The sequence below is a fragment of the Actinospongiicola halichondriae genome (assembly GCF_049103745.1).
Taxonomy (GTDB): Bacteria; Actinomycetota; Acidimicrobiia; order Acidimicrobiales; family Salinilacustritrichaceae; genus Salinilacustrithrix; species Salinilacustrithrix halichondriae.
On the sequence record NZ_CP171622.1, the window covers coordinates 2613305 to 2639869 of the forward strand.

The window sequence follows — 26565 nt, forward strand, 5'->3', positions numbered from 1 at the left end:
CACAGATCCCGATCGCGCACCCAGAACGATCGTGGGGTGCCGGGGTGGGGATCAGGACAGGACGGCGCGGGCGACGAGGTCGGTGCCGAAGGCGGTCAGGATCGCGAGGTACAACAACCCGGTCGCCGCCATCACTGCGGAGTAGTAGCGCTCGCGGAGGGCTGCTCGGGTCACGTAGACGAGCACGATCGTCGCGATCGCGCAGGCGATCCAGAACCAGCCGAGGATCCCGCCGTAGCCGTCGTCGATGGACCCGTTGATGACCGAGACCATCCCGGTGGGGATCAACATGGCGACGACCTCGATCGGCCACGTCGCCGCGGTCCACCGCACCAACTCCAGCAGCGGCTCACGGCGCAGGCCGGGCTGGACCAGGTACCAGTGGCCCAGGAGCATGGCGTCGGTGACCGTGCCGAGGAACGCTGCTCCTGCCAGCAGGCGGAACAACGACAACGCATACGGCCCGCCGTCCGCGCTGGCGGCGACCATCAGACCGACCACGCCGATCGCCGGTGCGATCAGGTCGAGGACCGGCGGGAACTCGGGTACGCCGTCGAGCGGTCCGTCGATGTCGCGGTCGATGCCGGTCATCTCCGAGATCCGGGCCGACTTCACGGCGACCCGCTCGCGCTCGCCGGCGACGCCGGCGCGACGACGCACCACGCTCACCGCGAGCGCCACGGCCGTGGCGGCCACGACGGCGACCCCGAAGGCCTCCCGGACCGGAGCGTCGTCGTACCGGAGACCGACGAACACGCCGATCGCCGCGATCGAGCCGTAGCTGGCCCGCATCAACCAGCCGTAGCCGATGCCGACCTCACGCCGGCGAGTGGTCACCCACAGGAAGGCGAGGCCGCCCGTCGCCCACTGGAGACAGAACGTCGCTGCGGAGAGCTCGATCACGCGTCGACGAGGACGAGGCCGTGGTCGGCCTGGTTGCAGGCGACCGGTCCGCCCTCGGATGCGATCACGATGTCCTCGAGCCGGATCCCCCACTCTCCAGGGAGGTATACGCCGGGCTCGACCGAGAAGGCATGGCCCGAGGTGAGGACCTCGTCGTTGCCGACCACGATGTACGGGTCCTCGTGCTCCTCGATCCCGATGCCGTGACCGGTGCGGTGGATGAACCACTCACCCCAGCCGTCGGCCGTCAACGCGTCGCGGGCGATCGCGTCGATCGACGCACACGTGACGCCGACCGTGGCGCCGGCCACTGCGGCCTGCTGCGCCGTCTGGAGCGAGCCGTACGCGCGCTCGAGTTCTGCCGGCACGGAACCGACGCCGACGACCCTGGTCATGTCCGAGCAGTAGCCCACGCCACCGGGACCGTGCATGGTCCCACCGAAGTCGCACAGCACGGCCTCGCCACGCTCGATGACGTGCGGTCCGGGTTCGTGATGCGGCGACGCAGCGTTGGCACCGGCAGCGACGATCGCGAAGTTCACGCGATGGTGGCCCTCGTCGATCAGCCGTCGGCCGATGTCGGCGGAGACCTCGGCCTCGGTCCGACCCACGAGCGGGATGTCGCCGCCCTGCAGCTGGGCGGCGACCCGGTCGGCGGCGGCACCTGCGGCTCGAAGCGCCTCGATCTCGGCGTCGTCCTTGATCGCCCGCACGGGGCCCACGACATCGGCGGAGCGTGACCAGGACCGACCCTCGAGCGAGCGCTGGAGATCGACCAGGAAACGGGCCCACGTGCGGTCGCCGACCGCCAACGACTGCGCCGTTCCGACCAGGTCGGCGACCAGTCGGATCGGGTCCTCGGTCTCGCCCCACGGTCGGATGGAGAACACGTCGGGGCGCTCGACCACACGAGGCGCCTCGAGTTGTGGCACGACAAGCGTCACCGGTCCGTCGATCGGGAGCACGAGCATCGTCAGCCGCTCGAGCGGCATGGCCTCGTAGCCCGTCAGGTACGGGAGCTCGGGACCCACGGACAGCAGCGCGGCGTCGACGCCGAGCGCCTTCATGCGTGCCCGGACCCTGTCGACGCGGTCGGCGAACATGGCTGCAGGCTACGACGCGGCCGGGGCCGCTCCGACATCGCTCGGCGTCGGACACTGCTCTTGTCAGCCACTACTCTGCTCCCGTCATGCCTGCACTCGATGCGTTCGAACCGACGCTCCAAGCGCTCGTCGACGATCGCCGCGCCGCTCACGACGTCCCTGGGGTCGTCGTCGGCGTCATCCGCGGCGACGAGGAGACGATCGTCGCCTCGGGCATCGCCAATGCGTCGACCGGGATCGACTGCACGCCGGACACCCTGTTCCAGCTCGGCTCGATCTCGAAGGTGTACACCGCCACGCTCGTGATGCAGCTCGTGCACGCCGGCGTCGTCGAACTCGACGAACCGGTGCGCGGTGCCCTCCAGGAGTTCCGTGTGCTCGACGACGCCGCGACGCTGTCGATCACGCCGCGCAACCTGCTCAGCCACACCGGCGGGATCGAGGGCGATCACTTCCTCGACTGCGGCCGCAACCCCGACGCCCTGTGGCGCTACGTCTCGACCCTCGAGGACGTCGGTCAGGTGCATCCGCCCGACGACCTCTTCAGCTACTGCAACGCCGGTTACGGCGTGCTGGGCCGCCTGGTCGAGGAGGCCACCGGCGACCACTACACCCGAGCGCTGCAACGACGGCTGCTCCGCCCGGCAGCGCTGCGACGCACCGTGACCCTGGCCGAACAGGCGATCGTGCACCGTGTCGCCGCGGGTCATCACCACACCGACGACGGGGTGCAGGTCAATCCGTGGACCCTGGCCCGTTTCAACGTGCCGATCGGCGGCATCATCGCCGACGCCGGCGACGTCCTCGAGTTCGCCCGGCTCCACCTACGCGGCGGCAAGGCTGCCGGCGGCAAGCAGGTGCTCCCGGGACGGGCGCTGGCGCAGATGACCGAGCCGCAGGTCGACGTCCCGGGTTCCACCGACGAATGGGGCCTCGGCTGGAACGTGAAGCACTGGGGTGACGTCGACGTCCTGGCTCACGACGGCGACACCGTCGGCCAGCGAGCGTTCCTCCGGGTGATCCCGTCGACCGACTCCGCCGTGGTCGTGTTGACCAACTCGGGGCGTGGCGATCACGTGGCCGACGCCGTCTTCGACAAGGTCGGTGCCGAGTTGCTGGGTGCCACCCCACCTGCACTTCCCGAGCCTCTGCCCGTGGGCGAACGCCCCGACTCGAGCGCGTGCACCGGCATCTACGAGCGGATGCACCAACGCCTCGCCATCGCAGGCGGCGAGGACGACACGCTCCGGATGACGATCATCCCCGACGAGTTGTTCTCCCTCGCCGGCATGCGGGAGCGGACCCTGACGCTCGCTCCCGTGGACGACCATCGCTTCGTGACCACCGATCCCGACACCGGAGTCGAGGCGATCGTGGCCATGGTCGCCGACGAGGACGAAGATCGCCCCGCGTACGTGCACTACGGCCGACGAGCACACGGCCGCATCGCCTAGGCACTCGCTCGTCAGAGCACGAGCAGGATCTGGACCGAGAACGCGACCAGGATCGCGAGGCCGCACAGCAGTGCCGCGATGATCAGGCGTCGAGTGCTCACGATTGTCGAAACTATCCGCCGCGACCTCTCGGACCGCGCTCGCGACTCCTACGCTGCGTTCCGTGCGTATCCGTCTCCTCGCTGGCCTCGTCGCCGTGTCCGTCGCCCTCGTGGCGTGCGGCAGCGACGACGGCTCCACCGAGGGCGCGGCCCCGTCAGCCGATCTGGCGTTCGAAGCCCAGACCGTCACCGGCGAGACCGTCGACGTCGGCGACTACGCAGGGACCGACCTCGTCATCTGGTTCTGGGCGCCCTGGTGAACGTCGTGCAACCGGGAAGCCCCTGCGGTCGCAGCGGTCACAGCAGCACGTCCTGACGTCGAGTTCCTCGGCATCGCCGGGCGAGACAGCGTCGACGAGATGTCGGCGTTCATCGAACGCCACGGCGTCGGCTCGTTCGATCACGTCGTCGACCCCGAAGGCAGCGACGCCTCGATCTGGGCTCGCTTCGGGATCGTCACGCAGCCTGCATGGATCTTCGTGAACGACGACGGCACGTCGAAGACCCTCGTCGGCCCCCTCGGCGAGGACGGCCTCAACCGCGAGATCGACGCCCTCCAGGCGAACTGAGCCGCTCGTCGGTCGACCGGACGGGTCAGCCGCTGATCTGTACGGCGACGTCGCCGCCGGCCGCGTCGGCGGCCTGACGTGCGTGATAACTCGATCGGGTGAGCGGCGATGCCTCGACGTGGCTGATGCCCATCGACTCACCCACCGCCTTCCAGTGCTCGAACGTCGACGGCTCGACCCAGCGGGCGACGGGGAGATGGTTCGTCGTCGGCCGCAGGTACTGGCCGATCGTCACGATGTCGACGCCGACGCCGCGGAGGTCGGCGAGCGTCTGGACCACCTCGTCGTCTCGCTCGCCCATCCCGACGATGATCGAAGACTTCGTCGTGAGCCCGGCGGCCTTGGCCCGGGCGAGCACGGCCAACGAGCGGGCGTAGCCGGCGCTGGGACGTACGGCGCGTTGCAGCCGGATCACCGACTCGATGTTGTGGTTGAGGACGTCCGGACGGGAATCGAAGATCACGTCGAGTGATGCGGCGTCTCCGCGACAGTCGGAGATCAGCGTCTCGATGCCCACGCCGGGAGTCCGTGCACGGATCGCTTCGACGGTCGCCGCGACGTGGGCGGCTCCGCCGTCGGTGAGGTCGTCGCGAGCGACCATGGTGACCACGGCGAACGTGAGGCCCATGCGCTCGACGGCCTCGGCGACCCGGTCGGGCTCCCCCGCGTCGAGCGTCTCGGGCTTGCGGGTGTCGACGAGGCAGAAACCACAGGCCCGGGTGCATCGCTCGCCGGCGACCATGAACGTCGCGGTGCCGTCGGCCCAACACTCGAAGATGTTGGGGCAGCCGGCCTCCTCGCACACCGTGACGAGATCGAGGTCGCGCATGGTCTTGCGGAGACGGAGGTAGTCGTCGGTGATCCGGAAACGCGCCTTGGCGTGGTCGGGTTTGCGATCGGCGATGTCGAGCCCCTCGCTCACACCGGCCTCGGCCAGACGGCCGAGCAGCCGCACCGGTTGCGCCGAGGGCTCTGACGGCGACGGCGCTGCGTGACCGTCACGGCCCACGGTCTCGCCGGGCCCGGCGCCGCGGCTGAACGGCGCCAGGTCGGTCGGACGCTCGCGCCAGACCACGTCGGCTCGCTCGTGACCCCCGGTCCCCCACCGCTCGGCTGCGAGACGGGACACCACGTCGACGACCTGCTTCATCGAGGTCTCGATGCCCTCGCCGACGATCGACGTGACCGCCTTGTCGGGGATGCCGCAGGGGACGATGTGTCCCCAGTAGTCCATGTCGGGATCGACGTTGAGGGCGAACCCGTGCATCGATCGACCGCGGGTGAGCTTCACCCCGATGGCGCAGATCTTTCGCGGGTCGTCGGAACCCGGAGTCACCCAGACCCCCGGGTAGTCGTCGAGACGGCCGACGTCGGGCAGGCCGAGCTCGACCAGGGTGTCGATGACCAACTGCTCGACCGATCGCACGTAGGCGACCGTGTCGGCCATCCCGCCACCGCGTTTTCCGGGCACCGTGAGGATCGGATAGCCGACCAGCTGGCCGGGGCCGTGATAGGTGACGTCGCCGCCGCGATCCGCCCGCACCAGTTCGGCGCCCACCGACTCCGGCGGCACCAGCACGTGCTCCATGTCCGCGCGGACGCCGAGCGTGTAGACGTGCGGATGCTCCAGGAGCAGGAGGTGGTCGTCGGCCCGTTCGCGATGGAGCGCGCGCTGCAGCTCGAGGGCCTCGGTGTAGGCCACACGGCCGAGCCAGCGGGTACGGAGTGTCACCTGGCCGAGGCTACCGAGACGACTCGTCGATCGATGCGACGACGGCGTCAGCCCACAGTTCGTGACCGTCTGCGCTGGGATGGAACCCGTCGAGCGAGAAATACCGGTCCGGGTCGCTCGAGAACGTCGCGCTGGTCCGCTCCGCCAGGTCGACGTGATGGAGGCCCTCGTCCTCGGCGATCGCGACGATCACGTCGTCGAGCTGGGCTGCTCGACGACCCGCGATCTGGCGCAGCGGGACCGGGATCCGTGGCGCTGTGCCCATGTCGGGGATGCCGATCAGCACGATCTCGGCGTCGGGCACGACGTCGACGATCTCGTCGACCATGGACCGGTACCGACCCTCGAACGTGGCTCGGCGGGTGAGGGCCGTGACGTCGTTCGCACCGATCGACACGTAGACCGCGTCGGGCACGTCACCGTCAGCGACGCGGTCGCGGAGGAGCGGGAGTTGGTCGTCGATGACCTCGTGCACCTGGTCCCCGGACACGCCCAGGATCGTCAGCCGCGCCGACGGGTTCCGAGTGGAGACCACGCGGAACGCCATCGTGTCCTCGACCTGCGCCGTGCCCACGCCGGTGCTGGTCGAGTCGCCGAGCCAGACCACGTCGACCGAGGGGTCCTCGGAGCCGACCGCGAGGTCGACCGGCCGGAAGCCGACCTCGTCGTCGAGTCGTGGTGCTGTGCGAGCCAGTTGCACTTGGACACCGAGCACCACGGTCGGGAACAGCACCACAGCGGCGACGGGGAACAGGACACGGCGTCGCATCACGACGAGCCTACGGACGGCCGTGCCAGGATCCGTCCTCATGTTCGCGTTCCTCGACACGCCGTTCGACCGTGACTATCCCGTCTACACCCGTGCGAACGCCGGCGAGATCCTGCCGGACCCCGTCACGCCGTTGGCGTGGTCGGTGATCGGTCCAGGGTTCGAGGAAGGCTTCCGCATCTCGTTCTGCGACGACTTCAGCCTGTTGCCGCGCCCCGGCCACGAGACGCCGTTCAAACTCGTGGGGCGGATGGCCGGGCGGTTCCACCTCAACCTCACCGCCATGCGCCTCGCCGGCGACCGCCTCCCCGGGACCTCTGCCCACGTCGTCGACCTGCAGTACTTCGGCGATGCTGCCGCCACCGGACTCCCCGAGCACCAGTCGCACGCCGACGACCGCCGCTTCCGCCTGAAGGCTCCGCCGTCGATGGGTCGGACGCTCGCCGGGATCGGTCGCCGCGTCGACCGCGACCGCGCCATGATCGACGAACTCACCCACGATCTCGACGCCATGGACCCGTCGGCCGGCGACGACGAACTGGTCCGGATGCTCCGCCGGGTGGCCGCCGCGTTCGGGGTGGCGCTCGGCACACACGTGACGGCCCGAGCGCTCACGTCACCCATCCTGGAGCAGGCCGTCAACGCGCTCGGTCGCGCCGGCATCGCCTCCGAGGACGCGCTGCGGTACGTGGCGAGCATCCCCGACCTCGAGTCCGCACGCCCGTCGCGCGCCCTGGCCGAGATCGCCCGGACGATCCCCGCCGACTCCGACCTCGCCCGCCTCGTCGGGCAGGGGTCTCTGGACACCATCGGCGCTTCCGACATCGACGGCGCCGCCGACCTGCACCGACGGTTGGTGGGCTTCGTCGACGAGTTCGGACATCGAGGCATCGGCGAGTTCGACCCCACCAACGCTGCCTGGGGGCAGCGGCCGGACGACGTCGTGATCCTGCTCGGACACCTCCGGGCCACCCCGCCGCCCACGGTCGAGGCTCCGGACGTCGATCCTGGTCGCGTGGCCCGCCCACTCGTCGCCGCTGCTCGGTCGGCCATGGCACGAGCGGAACGGACCAAGGACACCTGCATGCGGTCGACCAACCTGCTGCGCCGCCTCCTGTTCGATCTCGGCGATCGCCTCGGCTCCCAACTCACCGTCGGGCAGTTCCACATGTGCACGCTCGGCGAACTCGAGGCCCGGGCCAACGGGGCTGGGCTCCCGCTGGTCGACGAGCTCGACCGCCGGGCACGTGAGTTCGACGCCGCAGCCTCGATCGTCGTCGGCGAGTGGTCCGACGGCGGACTGCGCACGGTCGACGCGACGGACGCACCGGCTCCCTGCGACGCCGACGGCCGTATCGAGGGCATCGCCGGTTCTCCCGGCGTCACCGAGGGACGAGCCCGGATCGTCACCGACCCGTACCAGGACTTCGACGAAGGCGAGGTCCTCGTCGCGTCGATGACCGACACCGCGTGGACGCCGCTCTTCCTCGTGGCCGGTGCCGTGATCACCGACGTCGGAGGCGTGCTCAGCCACGCCACCATCGTGGCCAGAGACCTCGGCATCCCGGCCGTGGTGAACACCAAGGTCGCAACGACCACGCTCCGCGACGGCGATCTCGTGCGAGTCGACGGCAGCACCGGCGAGATCACGGTCGTCGAGCGGGCGTGACCGCGAACATCGTCGAGGTCCCCGCCCGGGCGCACCTCGCGGGGAACCCGTCCGACGGCTACGGCGGTGCCGTCGTGTCGACCACGGTGCCAGGGCTCGCCGCCACCGTGACCGCGACACCGGATGACGTGTTCGCCATCTCGGGCCCGGGCGAGTCGTGGTCGAGCATGGACGACCTCGCGTCGACGACCCGACGGCTCGGCTACGACGGTGGCGACCGCCTCGTGCGCGCCGCGCTGGTGACCCTCGACCGCCACCTCGGGCCAGGCGTGGAGCGCCGTCCCGGCCGATTCGAGTGGTCGACCACGATCCCGCGTTCGGTCGGTCTCGGTGGATCGTCAGCGCTGGTCGTCGCGACGATGCGGGCCGCGCTCGCCCTCTGGGAGGCCGAGGCGCCGACCACGGCGATCGGCCTGGCCGAACTCGCGTTGGCGGCCGAGACCCACGAACTCGCGATCGCCGCCGGCCTCGCCGATCGAGCCGTCCAGGTGATCGGCGGCGTGGTGCTCACCGACTGCCGCTCCGGCCCGACTGCCACGCCGGTCGACGTCGCTCACGATCCCGGGCTGACGCTGCTGTGGAACGAGGACGCCGCCGCACCGTCGGGCGACTACCACGCCGACCTCCGGAGAGCGTTCAGCGTCGGTGACGCTGCGACCGTCGCCGGTGTCGGACATCTGGCAGCGCTCGCCGACCGCGCCGCCGACGCAATCGAGCGGGGCGACACGAGTGAACTCGCCGCCGCACTCGACGGCAGCCTCGAGACCCGATGCCAGCTCGGCTCGGTCCCCGCCGCGGCCCTCGACGGCGTCGACGAACTGCGGATGTCGGGCGCCGCGGTGAACTTCGCCGGCTCGGGAGGTGCGCTGGTGGTCCTGGGGCCGTGTGCGGCGCCAGACGGCTGGTCGTCGAGCGCTCTGCCCCTGACCGGCGTCTAGTTGAGCTCCTGCTCCCAGTCCATCGTCTCGAGCAGGTCCTTGACCCGCTTCAGGAACGCGGCGGCGTAGGCACCGTCGAAGGCCCGGTGATCCCAGGTCAGCGTGATGTTGCCCACCGAATGGATCCCGATCGACTCGGATCCGTCGGCGGCGGTGATCACGACCGGACGCCGCTTGACCCCATCGGTCGACAGGATCGCGACCTGGGGCTGGTTGATGACCGGGAGCGTGATCGTCGTCCCGAACGGCCCCGGGTTGGTGATCGTGAACGTGCCACCCGAGAGCTCGTCCGGGCTGAGCTTCTTGCTCCGGGCCCGTGACGCCAGGTCGCTGACCGAGCGAGCGATGGAACGGAGCCGCATGCCGTCGGCATCGGCGATCACCGGGACGAGGAGTCCCTTGAAGTCGAGGTCGACGGCGACGCCGAGGTTCACGTAGTTGTGGATGATCAACTCGTCCGGACCAAAGCTGGCGTTGACCTCGGGGTATTCGCGGATGCCGTCGACGACTGCGCGGGACACGAACGGGAGGTAGGTGAGGCTGAAGCCCTCGTCGGCCTTGAACGCCGCCTTGTGGCTCCGCCGGACCCGATCGATGGCCTCGAAGTCGACCTCGATCGACGCGTAGGCGTGGGCCGAGGTGTCGATCGAACGACGCATGTGCTCGGCCGTGGCCTTGCGGATGCGCGTGTTGGGGACCGCAGTGTCGCGCTCGCCGGCTCGTGGCGCCGGCGCGGCGGGCCGCTGGGCGGCGGCAGCAGCGGGCCGTGGTGCCTCTGCGGCCGCCGGGGCCTGACGTGCGGTGCCGGCGTCGATGGCGTCGAGGACGTTGTCCCGGGTGATGCGCCCACCGGGGCCGGTTCCGACGATGGCGTCGACGTCGAGGCCGTTCTCGTTGACCAGCTTGCGCACGACCGGCGACAGCAGCTTCTTCGAGCCGGAACCCGACGACGCGGGAGCGGGAGCAGGGGCGGGACTGGGCGCTGCGGACGGTGCCGGTGCGGGGGGTGGCGGTGCTGCCGGCGCAGCGGGCTCCGGAGCAGCAGCCGGCGCTTCGGCCGCCGGAGCAGCGGGCGCGGGAGCGTCGCCGGCGTCTCCGATGCGAGCCAGGACCGTGCCGACGTCGACGGTGTCGCCCTCGGCCACCAGGATCTCGCTCAACGTCCCGGACAGCGGCGACGGGACCTCGGAGTCGACCTTGTCGGTCGAGACCTCGAACAGCGGCTCGTCCTCCGCGACGGAGTCCCCCACCGCCTTGAACCAGCGGGTGATCGTGCCCTCGGTGACGGTCTCACCGAGTTGTGGCATCTCGACATCAGCCATGTGCGATTCCTTATCCGTGGAGAGAGCGGCCGGTCATGGCGAGGACGGACTCGCCGAAGAGCTCCGAGAGCGTGGGGTGCGGCTGGATGAAGTGCGCGACCTCGTCGACCGTGGCCTCCCAGTTGACGGCGAGGTAGCCCTGGCCGAGCTGTTCGGTCGCCCACGGGCCGCAGAGGTGCACGCCGAGGATCCGCCCACCGGTGCCGTCCTCTTGCTTCTCGGCGATGATCTTCACGACACCCTCGGTCTGGCCGAGGATCAGCGCTCGGCCGTTGCCCATCCAGCGATGCTTGGAGGTGATGACGTCGAAGCCGGCCTCCTTGGCCGACTCCTCGGAATGGCCGGCGAAGGCGACCTCGGGGTGGCAGTAGATCGCCCAGGGCACGTTGGCGTAGTCGATCGGGACCGGGTCCTCGCCCAGGATGTCCTTGACCACGACGATGCCTTCGGCGAACGCGACGTGCGCCAGCGCCGGTGTGGCGATGCAGTCGCCGACCGACCACACGCCGGGTTCGGCGGTGCGGCACCGTTCGTCGACCTCGACGAAACCACGATCGGAGAGCGTGACGCTCGTGCCGTCGAGACCGAGGTCGTTGGTGTTGGGCCGACGGCCCACCGAGACCACCACGACGTCGACGTCGATGGTCTCGCCCTCGCCGTAGGAGACGGTGGTGCCACCGCCGTCCTTCGGCTCGTGGCCGGTGACGGCGACGCCGGTCTTGACGTCGATGTCCCGCTTCTTGAACGACTGCTGGACCGCTCGGGTCACGTCGGTGTCACAGCCCGGCAGGATCTTCGGGAGCGCCTCGAGGATGGTGACGTCGGCACCCATGTCGGAGAGCGTCGATGCGAACTCGCAGCCGATCGCTCCGCCACCGATGACCACGGCCGACGACGGGAGCGGGTCCATCGAGAGGAACTCGTCGGAGGTCATGACGATCTCGCCGTCGACGTCGAAGCCGGGGATCGTGCGAGGGAGCGAGCCCGGCGCGATGACCACCGAGTCGCCCGAGATCGTCAGATCGCCCGACTCGCCACCCTCGATGCTGACCTTGTGGCCGGCGTGGAGGCGTCCGTGACCGTCGAAGACGGTGACCTTGCGGCTCTTGAGCAACTGGCCCAGGCCACCGACGAGCTTGTCGACGACCGACTGCTTGCGCTCGAGCGTCTTGGACCAGTCGATGCCCACGTCGCCGATCGTGAACCCGAAGTCGGCGGCGTGTTCCAGCGTGCGGCGCACGGCAGCCGTCTCGAGGAGTTCCTTGGCCGGGATGCAACCGACGTTGAGGCAGGTGCCGCCGATCTTGTTCTTCTCGATGAGGGCGATGTTCAGCCCGGCCGACGCTCCGTAGAGGGCGGTGGCGTAGCCACCAGGGCCGCCACCGATCACGACGATGTCGAAGTGCTGGTCCTGGGTGTCGACCGAGGAGGCGCCATGGCTGCCGCTCGAGGCGGCGGACGCAGGGGCGGTCTCGGCCGGAGCCGCGGACGGCGCCGGGGCGGCTTCCGCCGCAGGCGCGGACTCGGCCTCCGTGGCCTCTTGGGCGGGCGCTGGCGCGTCGCCGGCGTCGCCGATGCGAGCCAGAACCGTGCCGACGTCGACGGTGTCGCCCTCGGCCACCAGGATCTCGCTCAACGTCCCGGACAGCGGCGACGGGACCTCGGAGTCGACCTTGTCGGTCGAGACCTCGAACAGGGGCTCGTCTTCCGCGACGGTGTCACCCACCGCCTTGAACCAGCGGGTGATCGTGCCCTCGGTGACGGTCTCGCCGAGTTGTGGCATCTCGATGTCGGCCATGTGGCGGACTCTATCGGCGGCTAGTCACGGTCTTTGCGCCTGTGGCGCCGAAACGCCCCGGAGAGCAGTTCGCCACCGAGGAGCGCGGCGGCCGCGGTGACCAGGAGGACGACCCAGAGCGGTTGGGTGGCGTCGAAGAACAGCCACGTCACCTCGGTGTCGTCGGTGTTCTGGACCACGAACGCGACGACGGCGGCGACCACCAGGCCACCGCCGACGAGACGGGGCGAGAGCCCGCCGTGCCGTGCTTGCGGCTCGGCGGACTCGTCGCTCGTCATGATCTGGATCCCGGTACGGGATCAGCCCCGGGCGCGGAGGCTGTCGCGGATCTCGGTGAGGAGGACGACCTCGTCGGAGGGTGCGTCGGGTGCGGCCTCTTCCTTCTTCTGGAACGACTCGTAGGCCCGGACGATGAAGAACAGGACGGTGCCGATGATGACGAAGTCGAGCACGGCCTGGAGGAACGCTCCGATGCGGATCGTGGAGTCGCCGATGTCGATCGCGAGGACCTCGGAGATGTCGGGCTGACCGAACACCGCGGCGATGATCGGGGTGATGAGATGGTCGACCATCGCGGTGACGACGGCGCCGAACGCCACGCCGATGATGACGGCGACCGCCAGGTCGACGACGTTGCCCTTCATGAGGAATGCCTTGAGATCCTTGACCATGAAAATGCTCCCTGTGTTGATCCGAACGGTGCGTCGGTACCGTACCGAGACCTGAACGACGAAGGCTTGGATGTGCCATGAGGATCGCGATCACCGGGTCATCCGGACTACTCGGAACTGCGCTCCGCGGTCGACTGACCGCGGACGGTCACGAAGTGGTCCGAATCGTGCGCCGCGAAGCCGGCGCGAGCGAGGTCCGGTGGGATCCATCCGCCGGTTCGATCGACGCTGCCGGCCTCGAGGGCCTCGACGGCGTGGTGAACCTGGCGGGCGCAGGCATCGGTGACGAACGGTGGTCGGACGAGCGCAAACGCGTGCTGGTGACGTCGCGGACCGAGTCGACCGACCTCCTCGCACGGACGCTCGCGGCGTGTGCACGCCCCCCGAAGGTCCTGCTCTCGGGTTCGGCCATCGGCTTCTACGGCGACCGCGGCGACGAAGAGCTCACCGAGGACTCGACCCCCGGCGACGGGTTCCTCTCGGAACTGTGCGTGGCCTGGGAGGCCGCGACGGGCCCGGCCGAAGCGGCAGGCATCCGTACGGCCCACCTGCGGACCGGGATCGTGCTGTCCGCCGACGGCGGCGCGCTCGCCAAGATGCTGTTGCCCTTCAAGCTCGGCATCGGCGGCCGACTGGGATCGGGGCAGCAGTGGATGAGCTGGATCTCGATCGACGACCACGTCCGGGCGATGACCCATCTGCTGACGGCCGAGGTGCACGGACCAGTCGACCTCACCGCCCCGGAGCCCGCGCGCAACATCGAGTTCACGAAGGCCCTCGGCCGCGAGCTCGGACGACCGACGATCCTGCCGATCCCGCGCATCGGTCCCCGCCTCCTGCTCGGCAAGGAACTGGCCCAGGCGCTGCTCTACGAATCGCAGCGCGTGAAGCCGTCGGTCCTCGAACGCTCTGGCTTCTCGTTCCGCCACGCCACCATCGAGGACGCCCTCGCCGCCGTACTCGGAGACGAAGAGATCGCGTGATGCGCACCGCCGGCCCGCCGGGCGTTGCCTAGCCTCCTCGTCCTCATGATCATCGATCCCGGCCTGATCCTCGCCTCCGCCGACTCCGATCTCGGCGTCGGGCTGGCGGCCATCGTGGTCTTCGGTGTGGGCGCTCAGCTCCTGGCGAGTCGGATCCAGGTGCCGGCGATCCTCCTCCTGCTGCTCGGCGGCGTGCTCGCCGGACCGGTGCTCGAGATCGTCGACCCCGACGAACTCCTCGGCGATCTGCTTTTCCCGGCGGTCTCGCTGGCCGTGGGGATCCTGTTGTTCGAGGGCGGGTTGGGTCTGCGATGGGCCGAGCTCGAACACCACGGTCGCGGACCGATCATCCGGCTCATCACCCTCGGCGTGCTCGTCACCTGGATCATCGGCGGCGTCGCGGCGTTCGTCCTGATCGACGTCGACCGCAACGGGGCGATCCTGCTCGGGGCGATCCTGGTGGTCTCCGGACCCACGGTCGTGCTCCCGCTGATCCGCTTCGCTCGGGTGCGCGAGCCGGTCAACGGCATCCTGCGGTGGGAAGGGATCTTCATCGACCCGGTCGGCGCCACCCTGGCGATCGTCGTCCTCGATGCCGTCATCGAGAACGAGGGCACCCAGGCCAGCTTCGAACGAGTCCTCACCACCGCGGCAGCGGGCACGGTCGGCGGCCTCCTCGGGGCGGCGATCCTCACGCTCCTCTTCAACCGCCACTGGGTACCGGACAACCTGCACAACCCGTTCACGCTCGCAATGGTGGTGGGAGCCTTCGCCGCCGCCGACCTGATCCAGCCCGAGGCCGGGCTGTTCGCCACCACGGTGATGGGCGTCGCCCTCGCCAACCAGCGATGGGCGCCGATCGCGCACATCCGCGAGTTCGAGGAGAACCTCGGGTCGCTCATCCTCGCCGGCCTGTTCATCGTGCTCGGCGCTCGTGTCGACCTCGACCTCCTCCTCGACTATCTCCCCGAGTCCATCGCGCTCTCTGCGATCCTGATCGTCATCGCCCGTCCGGCCGCCGTGTACCTGAGCACGGTGGGATCGGGGCTCACGTTCGTCGAGCGGGCGTACCTGGCGTGCATGTCGCCCCGTGGCATCGTCGCCGCCGCGGTGTCCGCCCTCTTCGCGATCGAACTCGAGGAAGCGGGGCAACCGGTCGAGGCGCTCGCTCCGGTGACGTTCATCGTCATCGTGACCACGGTGCTCTTCTCCGCCATCGCGTCACGGGTCGGCGCCCGTCGGTTCCGTGTCGCCCGTCCTGCGCCTCGCGGCGTGGCGTTCATCGGTGGCCCCGACTGGGCCCTCGACCTGGCTGCTTGGCTCTCCGATCACGAGATCCCGACACTGGTGATCACCACTGACCCGTTCGAGGTCGACGCCGCCACCAGCCGCGGGGTCCTGAGCTACCAGGGGACGCTCGACTCCGAAGACCTTCTCATGGCGATGGAGAGCGTCGGCATCCGCCAGGTCGTCGGCGTCTCGCGCTTCCAGGAGGTCAACACCCTGGTCATCGATCGGGCGACCGAGGCCGTGGGTCGGGCCAACGTCTACTTCCTCCCCCGCTACGACGACGCCGAGGGAGGAGAGCCCAACCACGCCGCGGTGATGGCTCGCCGCCCCTTCGGACGCGACGCCACCCAGGTCGAGATCGAACGCCTCGCAGCGTTCGACTGGCACGTGACCGCCGTGTCGGCCGACACCTTCGACCGCCCCGCGCTCGAAGGCGCCATACCCCTGCTCTCGATCGACGACGACGGACCCACGGTGCTCACCACTCGCCCCGAGAAGGCGCCGGCCGACGGCGTGATCCGCGTGTACCTGACCGGCCCCGACGCCAGCGGGAACGGCGCCCCGACTCAGGGAAGCGGCGGCAGCGAAGCCCCGTAGACCCAGGCGTCGAAGAGCCCCGCCAGGTCCTGGCCGGAGATCTCCTCGGCCAGCGACTGCAGGTCGGAGGTCGATGCGGTCGCACCACCGTGGCGTTCGACCCACGTCCGCAGCACCCGGCCGAACGCCTCGTCGCCGATCTCCTGCGAGAGGGCGTAGAGCGCCAGTCCCCCACGCAGGTAGACGGTTCCCTGGAAGAGTTCGTCCGGACCCGGGTCGCCGGGCGGCACGCCGAAGTCGGCGCGAGCGTGCGTGGCCGCCGCCGATGCCTCGATCGATCGACCTCCCGACTCGGCGGCCCACACCCACTCTGCGTAGGTGGCGAAACCCTCGTTGAGCCAGATGTCCTTCCACGTCGCCGGGCTCACCGAGTCGCCGAACCACTGATGGGCGAGCTCGTGAGCGACGATGGCGTCGATCGTTCCCCGCCCTGTCACCAGGTCGGAACCGAAGAGCGACAACGTCTGGTTCTCGAGCGCGAAACCGAGCACCTCGTCGACCACGACGTGGCCGTAGACCTCGAACGGGTACGGCCCGAACTGCTGCTCGAAGACCTCGACCATCCTGGCGGTGTCGGCGAAGTCGGTCGCGGCAGCCTCGGCGAGCCGCGGCGGATAGGCACTGCGCAGCAGCAGGCCGCCCGGCGTCTGCTCCTCGACGAAGACCAGATCGCCGATCACCACCGACGCGAGGTACGTCGCCATCGGATCTGCGGTCTCGTACACGTAGGTGGTCCGTCCGTCCGCTCCCGGATCGACCGACACCTGACGCCCGTTGGCGATCGCCCCCAGATCGGAGGGCACGGTGACGGCGAAGCGGAACGTGGCCTTGTCGGTGGGATGGTCGTTCGACGGGAACCACGAGGCCGCACCCGCGGGTTCGGAGACCACGTAGGCCCCGCGGCCGTCGGAGTGCCAACCGACCCGGAAGACGTCGGTGCCGACCTGGATCGGCTCGGGAGCGCCGCCGTAGTCGACGACCACGGTGACGGGCTCGCCCTCGACGAGCACCTCGGCGGGGTCGACGGTCATCTCGCGCCCGGATCGCGTCGTCGGGGCCTCGGCGCCGTCGACCGTCACGCGCTCGACCGTGAGGCCTTCGAGGTCGAGGTTGAACGTGTCGAGGTCGACCGTCGGAACCAGGGTGATGGTGGTGGTCGCGTCGACCGTGCCCTGGTCGGCGGACCAGTCGATCGCGATGTCGTAGGTCACGACGTCGTAGCCGCCGTTGCCCAACTGCGGGTAGTACGGATCGCCGACGCCGTCGGCCCCGGCGGTGCCGGTGGAAGGCGCCGACGCCGTCGTGGTGGTGGTGGTGGACGACGTCGTCGTGGGTGACGGCGGTTTCGTCGTCGACCCGCTCCGGCCGACCTCGAGGTCCGAGGCGGAGCACGAGGCGGCGAGCAGCCCCACCAGCGCCGGTGCCCACCACGTCCGCCGCCACGTCGATCGCATCGCCACAGCCTTCCACCTGGACGATCTCCGGGCGGCGCGCGCCTGAACGGGCCCCGGAGTGGGTAGGAACGACGGGTGCACACCATCCTCGTCACGGGCGCGACCGGCTACATCGGCGGACGTCTGGTCCCCGCCCTCCTCGAAGCCGGACATCAGGTCCGCTGTCTCGTCCGGACCCCGTCGAAGCTGGAAGGCATCCCCTGGGCCACCGACGTCACCGTGATCGAGGGCGACATCGGCGACGCGCACTCCGTCCGCGAAGCCATGGACGGCTGCGACGCTGCCTACTTCCTCGTCCACTCGATGGGGGGTGACGACGACTTCGCAGCCCAGGACCGTGACCACGCTGCGGTGTTCGCCGCCGCAGCCGGGGACACCCCGACGATGGAACAGATCGTGTATCTCGGCGGTCTCGGCGACGACGAGGACGACCTGTCACCGCACCTGTCGAGCCGCCACGAAGTCGGTCGCATCCTCGCGTCCGGGCGGGTTCCGGTCACCGAACTGCGAGCCGCCGTGATCATCGGGTCGGGTTCGGCGAGCTTCGAGATGCTCCGGAACCTGGTCGAGGTCCTCCCCGTCATGGTCACCCCTCGCTGGGTCGACACCCGGGTGCAGCCGATCGGCATCCGCGACATCCTCCACGCCCTCACCGTGGTCCTCGACCGCGACGACGCTCGCGACCGCGTCATCGAGGTCGGGGGTCCCGACGTGTTGACCTATCGCGAGATGATGCACACCTACGCCGAGGTCGCTGGCCTCCGCCGGCGTCTCATCGTGCCCGTGCCGGTGCTGAGCCCGTCGCTGTCGAGCCACTGGGTCGGTTTCGTCACACCCTTGCCCCAGGACCTCGCCGCCCCGCTGGTCGAGAGCCTGGTCAACGAGGTCATCGTGCAGGACGAGACCCTCGACCTGTTCGAGGGCTCGCCGCGGGTTTCGTTCCGCGCGTCCGTCGAGCTCGCACTGCGTCGGGTCGAGGACCTGGCGGTCAACACCCGCTGGTCCGATGCCGCCCTGCCGGGCGCGACCGCCGCCGATCCCCTCCCCTCCGATCCCGACTGGTCCGGCGGGACGATCCTCACCGATGAGCAGACGGCGGCCGCCGACGACGTCAGCCCGGCCCAGGTCTTCACCGCGTTGGCCGGCATCGGCGGCGCCCGCGGCTGGTTCGTCGCCGACATCCTGTGGACGATCCGTGGCGTGGCCGATCAACTCGTGGGCGGCCCCGGGATGCGGCGCGGCCGCCGTGACCCCGACCGTCTCCGGGTCGGCGACGCACTGGATTCGTGGCGGGTCGAGGCGACCGATCCCCCGTCGCTCCTCCGCCTCCGCGCCGAGATGCGTCTCCCCGGCGAAGCCTGGCTCGAGTGGCGGATCGAGCCGCACGGGTCCGGCGCAGCCCTCACCCAACGGGCGGTCTTCGCTCCGCGTGGATTGTTCGGCCGGGTGTACTGGTACGTCATGGCGCCGTTCCACCGCCTCATCTTCGCCCGCCTCGCACGCGAGATCGTCGAACGCGGAAGAGCCACACCGCTAGGGTCTGCCTCGTGATCAGGCGCCTGTTCCGTCTCGTGGTTCTCGCCGGCGTCGTCGCCGGAATCGTGGCGACGGTGCGAGCGCTCACGTCGCGGAAGGACCCGCTGCCCGCACCTGCCGCGCCCAGCGCCGAACCGTGGCCGCCGCTGACCACCGAGCCGGCCACCGTCTCGCCGGTCGAGACGCAGCCGGTGACCACCGCGCCCGAACCCGACGGCGTCCCGATCGGTGACTCGACCAGTGACGAGAGCTCGGCCGATCCGACGACCGATGGCGAGTGCCCCGACGGCTTCCCCATCAAGGCCAAACTCCGGTCGAAGATCTTCCATGCGCCGGGCCAGCTGAACTACGACCGCACCACGCCCGACCGGTGCTACGCCGACGCCGCGGCCGCCGAGGCCGACGGACTCCGCGCTGCCAAGCGGTGACCCCATGACCGCCGAGGTCCGACATGCGGATCTTGGCGACGTCACCATCACCTACGCACTGGCCGGCGATCCCACGGCCCCGCCGGTCATCTACGTCAGCGGGTCGGGGTCCGATCTCCGCCAGCAGCCCAACGCGCTGCAGTCACCGCTGGTCGAGCACTTCCACGTCCTCGCCTACGACCATCGTGGGCTCGGGCGTTCGACGACCGCCGACCGGCCCCCGACGATGGCCGACTTCGGCCGCGATCTCCGAGCGTTGCTCGATCATGTCGGATGGACGGTCTGCTCCGCTGTCGGCGTCAGCTTCGGGGGCATGGTGCTCCAGGAGGCCGCGGTCACCGAGCCGTCTCGGTTCGACCGTGCGGTCCTGGCCTGCACCTCACCCGGTGGTGCCGGCGGATCGTCCTATCCACTCCACGATCTCGTCGGTCTCGATCCGGCAAGGCGCCGGGATCGATGGGTCGACGCACTGGACACCCGCAACACCGACCCCGAGCGACACGCGCTCGTGCTGTCGGTGATCGAGGCGATGGATGCCCGGAAGGCGTCGCTCGAACAGGCACCCGGCGAGGTCGCTCAACTGCTGGCGCGACGTGACCACGACTGCTGGGACCGTCTCCCGACCATGACGATGCCCGTGCTCATCGCCGCCGGCCGTCACGACGGCATCGCGCCACCCGCCAACCAGGAGGCAATGCACGAACGCCTTCCCGACAGCCGCATCGAGTGGTTCGACGGTGGCCACGCGTTCTTCGTCGAAGACCGCTCCTCGTATCCGGCCATGATCGACTTCCTGTCGGAAGCGGATCCCGACCCGAGTGTTCAGCCCAGGACGTGAACGGATTCGATGCCGTCGGTCGCCCGGAGGGCATCGGCGACGTTGCGGGGGACGGCCGGTGAGGTGGCGAGCACCATCAGCGACGCGTCGCCGCTCGTGGTCGACCGACCGAGGTGCATGTCGTCGATGTTGACCCCGGCGTCGGCGAGGGTCTGGGCGACGACGGCGATCATGCCGGGACGGTCGTCGTTGCGGACGACGAGCATGTGGTCGGCCGGGGGGACGTCGACCGTGTGGTCGTCGATCTTCACGATCGAGGCCTCGCCGCGAGCGCCCACGACCGACCCGCCGATGGAGTGTGTGCCACCGCTGATCGTGACGAGGTTGACGAAGTCGTGCGAGGTCGACGACGACGTGTCGCGCACCTCGATACCCCGCTCCTTCGCCAACATCGGTGCGTTCACGTAGCTGACCGGTTCGTCGCTCACACCACCGAAGGCGCCCTTGAGCACCGACAGCGTGAGGATGCGAGTGTCGTAGTCGGCGATCTCACCCGAGTACGTGATGTCGACCACGTCGGGGATGCCCTCGTTCATCGACACGAAGAGCGCACCCATCCGCTCGGCCAGGCCGAGGAACGGCTTGATGGTCTCGGATGCCTCGGCGGCGGCGACGTTGACGGCGTAGGGCACGAACTCGCCCGCCATGGCCAGCCCGACCATCTCGGCGATGGTGACGCCGGCCTTGTCCTGGGCCTCGTGGGTCGAGGCGCCGAGATGCGGGGTGACCACGACCTCGTCGAGTTCGAACAGCGGCGACTCGGTGGTGGGCTCGGTCTCGAACACGTCGATCGCCGCACCACCGACCTGGCCCTCACGGATCGCCTCGGCCAGCGCGGCCTCGTCGATCACGCCACCACGGGCGACGTTGACGATCCGGATCCCGCGCTTCGCCTTCGCGAAGAACTCCTTGTTCAGGAGCCCGACGGTCTCGGGGGTCTTGATGAGGTGGAGCGTGACGAAGTCGGACCGGGCGGCCAGCGTGTCGAGGTCGAGGACCTCGACACCGACACGAACGGGCGCGCTCCTCGGAGACGAACGGGTCGTACGCCACGACCTTCATGCCGAAGGCGCTGGCTCGCTGTGCCACCAGGGTGCCGATGCGACCGAACCCGATGATGCCGAGCGTCTTGTCGGCGAGCTCGACGCCGGTCCACTGCTTGCGCTCCCAACGGCCGGCCTTGAGCGCGGCGTTGGCGACCGGGATGTTGCGAGCCTGCGAGAGCAGCATCGCCATCGTGTGCTCGGCGGTCGACAGGGTGTTGGACTGCGGCGCGTTCACGACCATGACGCCACGCTCGGTGGCGGCCTCGGTGTCGACGTTGTCGAGGCCGATCCCCGCGCGGCCGACGACCACGAGATCGGTGCCCGCCTCGAGCACCGCACGGGTCACGGTGGTGGCCGACCGGATGATGATCGCGTGGGCCCCGGGGACCGTCGCGAGCAGCTCCTCTTCCGAGAGCTTGAGCTGGATGTCGACGTCGTGCCCAGCGTCTCGCAGCTTCTGGAGCCCGTTGTCGGCGATCTCTTCGGTGACGAGGATGCGTGCCATCACCCTGGAGTCTCGCGGCTGGTCGGGTCAGCAGGGAAAAGGCGGGTCGGGGGCGCCCTTCACCCGTTGGCGTTCACCACCGGCTGCCCGGGGGTGAACGCCGTGAGCGAGAGCAGGCGGCGGACCGACGCGGTGGCGTTGCGGATGCACAGGAAGCCGTCGACGGCATCGAGCGTCTCGCGTGCCACCTGCAACACCTCGACGGCCGCCGTGTCCATGAACGTCACGTGCCGGAGGTCGAGGTCGATCTCGTGTGCGCCGGCGAGGAGCGCGTCGTGGATCAGGTCCGCGAGCGTGTCGACGGTGCCGGCGTCGATCTCACCTCTCGGCTCGAGCGCGACCCTCGAGCGGATGTCGTCGAGTGCAGTTGTGGTGTCGGTGATGACCATCGGGGACCTCCGTGTCCTGCACTCTGACGCTCGGAGGAGGCCACTTGTGGTCACCATCACGGCTCTGGAACGTGACCGTCACGATTCGTCACCGGATCGACAATCTCGTCACATGCCGTGGATCTCGACCTCGGGGAGGTCACCGGCCGGACGGAAGCCGAGGACACGGCCGTAGAAGGCCAGCTCGGAGCCGAGGACCCGGACGACCGTCTCCGACCGCCGGAAGCCGTGTTGCTCGCCCTCGAAGGCCAGATACGCCACCGGCACGCCCTTGGCCCGGAGGGCGTCGACGATCATCTCCGACTGGTTCGGTGGGACGATCTCGTCCTCGAGGCCCTGGAACACGATCAGCGGGTGGTCGAGGCTGTCCACGTGCTCGATCGGTGACCGCTCGTCGTAGATCGCCTTGGTCTCGGGGTACGGGCCGATCAGACCGTCGAGGTACCGCGACTCGAACTTGTGCGTCTCCTCGGCGAGTGCGGTGAGGTCGGCGACGCCGTACGACGACGCACCCGCGGCGAACGTGTCGGTCTGGACCATGGCCGCGAGGACCGTGAACCCGCCGGCCGAGCCACCGCGGATGCAGAGCCGCGTGGGGTCGGCCAGGCCGTCGGACGCCAGGTGCTCGGCGGCGGCGACGCAGTCCTCGACATCGACGATCCCCCAGGCACCCTGCAGCAGTTCGCGGTAGGGCCGACCGAATCCGGTCGAGCCGCCGTAGTTGACGTCGACGACGGCGAACCCACGCGTGGTCCAGAACTGCTTGGCGAGGTCGAGTCGGGCGCGAGCCATGGCCGTCGGTCCACCGTGGATGACGACGAGCAACGGGGGCGCGGTGCCCTCCGGAGCTTCGACGTCGGGATTCGTCGGCGCGTAGTACAACGCGTGCGCGGTCCGTTCGCCGTCGGGGCCCGACGGGAACGACACCGGCTCACCCTTCGAGAACCACTCCTCGCCCACCGGCATCGGGCGGGCAGGACGCAGCACCTGGTGCGGGCCGGGCGTGCCAGCGAACGGCAACGTGACCACCACGGCCTCGGAATCGAACCCGGCAGCGACGAACAACACGCGATCGCCCCGAGCCACCACCGACGACAACTCGGTGTAGGGCAAGTCGAGGGCTGTGGGACCGGACGGGCCGCCGACGAAGAGCCGATCGAGGCCCGCGTCGGTGGCGGCGAACACCAGTCGACCGTCGTCGAGGAAGGCATACCGCGACATCGCGAACACCCATGCCGGCGTGCCGATGTCGAGCGCCATGTCGGTGACGGCGACGACGTCGCCGTTCTCGAGCGCGTGGATGTTCCACCAGCCCGTGCGGTCGCTCACGAAGTGGAGCACGCCGTCGTCGCTCCACAGCGGTTGGATCACCGATTCGCCGGGCCCTCCTGCCACCGTCGTGACGTCGGTCAGCGACGAGGCCTCGGGGGCGAGGGATGCCACGTGGAGTCGCGTTGCGTCCCATGGCATGTCGGGGTGGTTCCACGAGATCCAGGCCAGCGTGTCGCCCGCGGGCGAGAGGCGGGGCGCGGCCACGAAGTCCGTGCCGGTGAACAGGACGACGGGTTCGGCCGAGCCGTCGGTCGCGAGCGACACGATCTCGTTGGTGACCTCGCCGGCGCCATGGCGCTCGCGGACACAGACGAGGTGGCGGCCATCGACCGTCGCCTCGGCATCGGCGTACCGCAGACCATGATGCTCGCCCGGTTCGGGGGTGATCGGTTCGGGGTCGCCCACCGCACCGTCCGGGCCCAGCCGGAGCCGATGGAGCCGCTGGTCGTCCCAGCTCGAGAAGTAGAGCCAGTCGGCGGTCGCCAGCCACGCGCCGCCGCCGTACTCGTGGACCCGGGTGCGGGCCGACCAGCCCTCGGGGAGGAGGTCGGTCGTCGTCCCGTCCGCTCGCTGGCGGACGACCTGGATGCGGCCGCCCTCGGCGGGGCGGGACTCGTTCCAGAAGACGTCGTCGCCGACGGCACGGACATCGCCCGGCGACGCGGCAGCCGCCACGACGTCGTCGGCGCTGATCGGCGACGGCCACTCGCCGTAGGGCACGGGCCCCGCTGCCGGGGAGTCCGTCAAGAGTTGGCCACCAGATCGGCGATCCGTCCCACGCCCTCTCCGAGGTCGTCGTCGCCGAGCGCGAACGACAGTCGGGCGTAGCCCGGCGTACCGAACGCCTCGCCCGGCACGATGGCCACCTTGACCTCCTCGAGGATCAGCTCGGCGAGTTCCAGGGTGGTCGACGCGGTGCGACCCGCGAGCGGCCGGCCGAGGAGGCCGGTGAGCTTCGGGTAGGCGTAGAAGGCCCCCTCGGGCTCGAGGCAGTCGACGCCGTCGATCCCGTCGAGCAGCTTCCAGATCGCGAGCCGACGCCGGTCGAACGCCTTGCGCATCTCCACGACGTCGTCGAGCGGCCCGGAGACCGCAGCGAGCGCTGCGCGCTGGCTGACGTTGGCCACATTGGAGGTCGAATGGCTCTGGAGGTTGGTCGCCGCCTTGATGACGTCGCCGGGGCCGATCATCCAGCCCACCCGCCAACCGGTCATGGCGTAGGTCTTGGCCACACCGTTGAGCACCACGCACTGGTCGGCCAGTTCGGGCACGACGACGGGCATCGACGTGAACTCGTGGTCGCCGTAGGTCAGGTGCTCGTAGATCTCGTCGGTGATGACCCAGACACCGTGCTCGACGGCCCACTGACCGATGGCCTCGACCTCGTCGCGGGTGTAGACCGCGCCGGTCGGGTTCGACGGCGAGACGAAGATCAGCGCCTTCGTACGGGGCGTACGGGCGGCTTCGAGCATGTCGACCGTCGCCTTGAAGCCGGTCGTCTCGTCGCACACAACCGGCACCATCGTGCCGCCGGCGAGGCCGATGGGCTCGGGATACGTCGTCCAGTACGGGGCGGGCACGATGACCTCGTCACCGTCGTCGACGAGGGTGAGCAGCGTCGCGTAGACCGCGTGCTTCCCGCCGTTGGTGACCAGGACCCGGGACGGATCGACCTCGAGGCCGGAGTCGCGCAGCGTCTTGGCGGCGATCGCCTCCTTGAGCTCGGGGAGGCCGCCGGCAGGCGTGTACTTGTGGTTCTTGGGGTCGCGGCAGGCCTCGACCGCGGCCTCGACGATGTGGGCCGGTGTCGGGAAGTCGGGTTCGCCGGCACCGAAGCCGATGACCGACTCGCCGGCAGCCTTCAGTTCCTTGGCCTTGGCCGTCACGGCCAGGGTCGCGGACGGTGCGATGGCGGCGATCCGGCTGGAGATGCGCGAGGCCGCGTGCGGGGATTCAGACAAGGGGTTTCGCTCCTGATGGGGTACTCCGCGATAGTTGCACGTCGATGGCCACGAACACGCCCGACATCCAGATCCCTGCCGACCTCAAGCCTGCCGACGGACGCTTCGGCGCCGGCCCCTCCAAGGTGCGGCCCGAACAGCTCCAAGCCGTCGTCGACGCCTCCCCCGAGATCATGGGCACGTCGCACCGCCAGGGTCCGGTGAAGTTCGTGGTCGCATCGCTGCGCAACGGTCTCGCCGAACTGCTGCAGCTGCCCGACGGCTACGAGATCATCCTCGGCAACGGCGGCACCCACGCCTGTTGGGACGGCCTCGTCGCCGGGTTCATCGAGCAGCGATCGCTGCACGCCTGTTTCGGCGAGTTCTCGTCGAAGTTCGCCAAGGGTGTGGCTGCTGCGCCGTTCCTCGACGACCCCGTGCTCGTCGAGTCCGAGGTCGGTACCCACCCGACGATCAGCGCCGTCGAGGGCATCGACACCTACGCACTCACCCACAACGAGACCTCGACCGGCGTGATGATGCCGGTGACCCGGCCGTCGGACGACGGACTCGTGGTCGTCGACGCCACGTCGGCTGCCGGCGGGCTCCGCGTCGACGTCTCGCAGTGCGACGTCTACTACTTCTCGCCGCAGAAGTCGCTCGCTTCCGACGGCGGTCTCTGGATCGCTGCCGTGTCGCCCGCGGCGATCGAACGGATCGAGGCACGTGCCGCCGCGGCCGACCGGTGGATCCCACCGTTCGTGGACCTGAAGGCTGCGCTCGACAACTCGCGCAAGGACCAGACGCTGAACACCCCGGCGCTGGCCACGCTGATCATGGCCGATGCCCAGGTGCAGTGGTTCTGTCACCAGGGCGGGCTCGACTTCTCGGCCGGCCGGTCCGAGCAGTCGGCCGCGAACCTCTACGGCTGGGCCGACGCGCATGCCGTCGCCACCCCGTTCGTCACCGATCCCGCCATCCGCTCCAACGTCGTCGCGACCATCGACTTCGACGACACCGTCGATGCGGCTGTCGTCGCTGCGGTCCTGCGAGCCAACGGCATCGTCGACACCGAGCCGTACCGCAAGCTCGGCCGCAACCAGCTCCGCATCGCCATGTTCCCGGCGATCGACCCCGACGACGTCACGGCGCTCACCCGCTGCATCGACCACGTCCTCACCGCCCTCGCCTGACCCGG

General features: G+C 69.7%; 24 protein-coding genes and 2 pseudogenes. 11 read left to right on the plus strand and 15 right to left on the minus strand.

The genetic code is table 11. From position 1 onward, the window contains the following. Positions 1–51: 51 nt before the first annotated feature. Both AB8619_RS12845 and AB8619_RS12850 read right to left on the minus strand, forming a co-directional pair. On the minus strand, positions 52–903 hold the full coding sequence (locus tag AB8619_RS12845; protein WP_436793028.1) for a hypothetical protein: 852 nt from the start codon (positions 901–903) through the stop codon (positions 52–54). After that, a complete protein-coding gene (locus AB8619_RS12850) occupies positions 900–2006 on the minus strand; it encodes a M24 family metallopeptidase (protein WP_436793029.1) in 1107 nt (368 codons plus the stop codon). Before AB8619_RS12850 ends, AB8619_RS12845 begins: the two co-directional genes overlap by 4 nt. Before the next feature lie 86 nt (positions 2007–2092). Between AB8619_RS12850 and AB8619_RS12855 the strand changes: the two genes are divergently transcribed. From AB8619_RS12855 to AB8619_RS12865, 3 genes are all read left to right on the plus strand, one after another. Then, positions 2093–3460, plus strand: coding sequence for a serine hydrolase domain-containing protein (locus AB8619_RS12855; RefSeq protein WP_436793030.1), 1368 nt, complete (start codon positions 2093–2095; stop codon positions 3458–3460). 163 nt (positions 3461–3623) lie between these two features. Then, positions 3624–3821, plus strand: coding sequence for a hypothetical protein (locus AB8619_RS12860; RefSeq protein ID WP_436793031.1), 198 nt, complete (start codon positions 3624–3626; stop codon positions 3819–3821). Positions 3822–3920: 99 nt separating this feature from the next. Next, positions 3921–4130, plus strand: coding sequence for a hypothetical protein (locus AB8619_RS12865; RefSeq protein WP_436793032.1), 210 nt, complete (start codon positions 3921–3923; stop codon positions 4128–4130). A gap of 25 nt (positions 4131–4155) precedes the next feature. On the opposite strand, the gene lipA is transcribed toward AB8619_RS12865, so the two are convergent. The 3 genes and pseudogenes from lipA to AB8619_RS12880 form a co-directional block, all read right to left on the minus strand. Next, entirely contained in the window at positions 4156–5085 is a 930-nt protein-coding gene (lipA, locus tag AB8619_RS12870) for a lipoyl synthase (RefSeq protein ID WP_436796384.1), read from the minus strand. Positions 5086–5265: 180 nt separating this feature from the next. Continuing rightward, positions 5266–5862, minus strand: a pseudogene (gene lipB, locus AB8619_RS12875) (lipoyl(octanoyl) transferase LipB); the annotation flags it as partial. A gap of 10 nt (positions 5863–5872) precedes the next feature. Continuing rightward, a complete protein-coding gene (locus AB8619_RS12880) occupies positions 5873–6631 on the minus strand; it encodes an SGNH/GDSL hydrolase family protein (protein WP_436793033.1) in 759 nt (252 codons plus the stop codon). A gap of 40 nt (positions 6632–6671) precedes the next feature. On the opposite strand from AB8619_RS12880, the gene AB8619_RS12885 reads away from it, so the two are divergent. Further along, a complete protein-coding gene (locus tag AB8619_RS12885; protein WP_436793034.1) occupies positions 6672–8300 on the plus strand; it encodes a PEP-utilizing enzyme in 1629 nt (542 codons plus the stop codon). Next, positions 8297–9238 (plus strand): GHMP family kinase ATP-binding protein, encoded by a 942-nt coding sequence (locus AB8619_RS12890; RefSeq protein ID WP_436793035.1) that lies wholly within the window; start codon positions 8297–8299, stop codon positions 9236–9238. The genes AB8619_RS12885 and AB8619_RS12890 overlap by 4 nt, the downstream gene beginning before the upstream one ends. On the opposite strand, the gene sucB is transcribed toward AB8619_RS12890, so the two are convergent. The 4 genes from sucB to mscL are packed head-to-tail and all read right to left on the minus strand — an operon-like array spanning position 9235 to position 13029. Continuing rightward, positions 9235–10560, minus strand: a complete 1326-nt coding sequence (gene sucB, locus AB8619_RS12895) for a 2-oxoglutarate dehydrogenase, E2 component, dihydrolipoamide succinyltransferase (protein WP_436793036.1) — start codon at positions 10558–10560, stop codon at positions 9235–9237. The genes AB8619_RS12890 and sucB overlap by 4 nt on opposite strands. A 10-nt stretch (positions 10561–10570) precedes the next feature. Next, positions 10571–12358 (minus strand): dihydrolipoyl dehydrogenase, encoded by a 1788-nt coding sequence (gene lpdA / locus AB8619_RS12900; RefSeq protein ID WP_436793037.1) that lies wholly within the window; start codon positions 12356–12358, stop codon positions 10571–10573. Between the two features lie 20 nt (positions 12359–12378). Beyond that, complete coding sequence (locus AB8619_RS12905) at positions 12379–12636, minus strand: hypothetical protein (protein WP_436793038.1); 258 nt, start codon at positions 12634–12636, stop codon at positions 12379–12381. 21 nt (positions 12637–12657) lie between these two features. Next, positions 12658–13029: a large conductance mechanosensitive channel protein MscL gene (gene mscL / locus AB8619_RS12910; protein ID WP_436793039.1), complete on the minus strand. Its 372-nt coding sequence runs from the start codon at positions 13027–13029 to the stop codon at positions 12658–12660. Positions 13030–13106: 77 nt separating this feature from the next. Here mscL and AB8619_RS12915 point away from each other — a divergent pair, with 77 nt between their 5' ends. After that, entirely contained in the window at positions 13107–14012 is a 906-nt protein-coding gene (locus AB8619_RS12915) for a TIGR01777 family oxidoreductase (RefSeq protein WP_436793040.1), read from the plus strand. 45 nt (positions 14013–14057) lie between these two features. Continuing rightward, positions 14058–15899: a cation:proton antiporter gene (locus AB8619_RS12920; protein WP_436793041.1), complete on the plus strand. Its 1842-nt coding sequence runs from the start codon at positions 14058–14060 to the stop codon at positions 15897–15899. On the opposite strand, the gene AB8619_RS12925 is transcribed toward AB8619_RS12920, so the two are convergent. Beyond that, complete coding sequence (locus tag AB8619_RS12925) at positions 15869–17353, minus strand: M1 family metallopeptidase (protein WP_436793042.1); 1485 nt, start codon at positions 17351–17353, stop codon at positions 15869–15871. The genes AB8619_RS12920 and AB8619_RS12925 overlap by 31 nt on opposite strands. Positions 17354–17428: 75 nt before the next feature. On the opposite strand from AB8619_RS12925, the gene AB8619_RS12930 reads away from it, so the two are divergent. Genes AB8619_RS12930 through AB8619_RS12940 form a run of 3 tightly spaced genes read left to right on the plus strand, consistent with a single transcriptional unit; the run spans position 17429 to position 20155 of the window. Beyond that, positions 17429–18904, plus strand: a complete 1476-nt coding sequence (locus AB8619_RS12930) for an SDR family oxidoreductase (RefSeq protein ID WP_436793043.1) — start codon at positions 17429–17431, stop codon at positions 18902–18904. Further along, positions 18901–19317, plus strand: a complete 417-nt coding sequence (locus tag AB8619_RS12935; RefSeq protein ID WP_436793044.1) for a sunset domain-containing protein — start codon at positions 18901–18903, stop codon at positions 19315–19317. The genes AB8619_RS12930 and AB8619_RS12935 overlap by 4 nt, the downstream gene beginning before the upstream one ends. A 4-nt stretch (positions 19318–19321) precedes the next feature. Further along, entirely contained in the window at positions 19322–20155 is an 834-nt protein-coding gene (locus tag AB8619_RS12940; protein WP_436793045.1) for an alpha/beta fold hydrolase, read from the plus strand. Here the strand turns inward: AB8619_RS12940 and AB8619_RS12945 are convergent. The 5 genes and pseudogenes from AB8619_RS12945 to AB8619_RS12965 all read right to left on the minus strand — a co-directional run bounded on the left by AB8619_RS12945 (position 20140) and on the right by AB8619_RS12965 (position 25388). Continuing rightward, positions 20140–21135 carry an NAD(P)-dependent oxidoreductase gene (locus tag AB8619_RS12945; RefSeq protein WP_436796385.1) on the minus strand — a complete coding sequence of 332 codons (996 nt, stop codon included), beginning with the start codon at positions 21133–21135 and terminating at the stop codon, positions 20140–20142. The genes AB8619_RS12940 and AB8619_RS12945 overlap by 16 nt on opposite strands. Positions 21136–21235: 100 nt before the next feature. Next, a pseudogene (locus AB8619_RS12950) lies at positions 21236–21706 on the minus strand (NAD(P)-dependent oxidoreductase); the annotation flags it as partial. Between the two features lie 59 nt (positions 21707–21765). Then, the gene (locus tag AB8619_RS12955; RefSeq protein WP_436793046.1) at positions 21766–22095 is read right to left on the minus strand and encodes an STAS domain-containing protein; all 330 of its coding nucleotides are present in this window, start codon (positions 22093–22095) and stop codon (positions 21766–21768) included. A 108-nt stretch (positions 22096–22203) separates the two neighbouring features. Beyond that, positions 22204–24174, minus strand: coding sequence for a prolyl oligopeptidase family serine peptidase (locus AB8619_RS12960; protein WP_436793047.1), 1971 nt, complete (start codon positions 24172–24174; stop codon positions 22204–22206). Then, complete coding sequence (locus AB8619_RS12965; protein WP_436793048.1) at positions 24171–25388, minus strand: pyridoxal phosphate-dependent aminotransferase; 1218 nt, start codon at positions 25386–25388, stop codon at positions 24171–24173. Before AB8619_RS12965 ends, AB8619_RS12960 begins: the two co-directional genes overlap by 4 nt. Positions 25389–25432: 44 nt before the next feature. On the opposite strand from AB8619_RS12965, the gene serC reads away from it, so the two are divergent. Then, complete coding sequence (gene serC / locus AB8619_RS12970) at positions 25433–26560, plus strand: phosphoserine transaminase (RefSeq protein WP_436793049.1); 1128 nt, start codon at positions 25433–25435, stop codon at positions 26558–26560. Positions 26561–26565: the final 5 nt, after the last annotated feature.

Excerpts from the sequence above, each read along its gene's own strand:
- AB8619_RS12850 (WP_436793029.1), bottom strand. The coding sequence starts at position 2,006 with ATGTTCGCCGACCGCGTCGACAGGGTCCGGGCACGCATGAAGGCGCTC.
- AB8619_RS12855 (WP_436793030.1), top strand. The coding sequence starts at position 2,093 with ATGCCTGCACTCGATGCGTTCGAACCGACGCTCCAAGCGCTCGTCGAC.
- AB8619_RS12865 (WP_436793032.1), top strand. The coding sequence starts at position 3,921 with ATGTCGGCGTTCATCGAACGCCACGGCGTCGGCTCGTTCGATCACGTC.
- AB8619_RS12880 (WP_436793033.1), bottom strand. The coding sequence starts at position 6,631 with ATGCGACGCCGTGTCCTGTTCCCCGTCGCCGCTGTGGTGCTGTTCCCG.
- AB8619_RS12885 (WP_436793034.1), top strand. The coding sequence starts at position 6,672 with ATGTTCGCGTTCCTCGACACGCCGTTCGACCGTGACTATCCCGTCTAC.
- sucB (WP_436793036.1), bottom strand. The coding sequence starts at position 10,560 with ATGGCTGATGTCGAGATGCCACAACTCGGTGAGACCGTCACCGAGGGC.
- lpdA (WP_436793037.1), bottom strand. The coding sequence starts at position 12,358 with ATGGCCGACATCGAGATGCCACAACTCGGCGAGACCGTCACCGAGGGC.
- AB8619_RS12905 (WP_436793038.1), bottom strand. The coding sequence starts at position 12,636 with ATGACGAGCGACGAGTCCGCCGAGCCGCAAGCACGGCACGGCGGGCTC.
- mscL (WP_436793039.1), bottom strand. The coding sequence starts at position 13,029 with ATGGTCAAGGATCTCAAGGCATTCCTCATGAAGGGCAACGTCGTCGAC.
- AB8619_RS12915 (WP_436793040.1), top strand. The coding sequence starts at position 13,107 with ATGAGGATCGCGATCACCGGGTCATCCGGACTACTCGGAACTGCGCTC.
- AB8619_RS12920 (WP_436793041.1), top strand. The coding sequence starts at position 14,058 with ATGATCATCGATCCCGGCCTGATCCTCGCCTCCGCCGACTCCGATCTC.
- AB8619_RS12925 (WP_436793042.1), bottom strand. The coding sequence starts at position 17,353 with ATGCGATCGACGTGGCGGCGGACGTGGTGGGCACCGGCGCTGGTGGGG.
- AB8619_RS12940 (WP_436793045.1), top strand. The coding sequence starts at position 19,322 with ATGACCGCCGAGGTCCGACATGCGGATCTTGGCGACGTCACCATCACC.
- AB8619_RS12955 (WP_436793046.1), bottom strand. The coding sequence starts at position 22,095 with ATGGTCATCACCGACACCACAACTGCACTCGACGACATCCGCTCGAGG.
- serC (WP_436793049.1), top strand. The coding sequence starts at position 25,433 with ATGGCCACGAACACGCCCGACATCCAGATCCCTGCCGACCTCAAGCCT.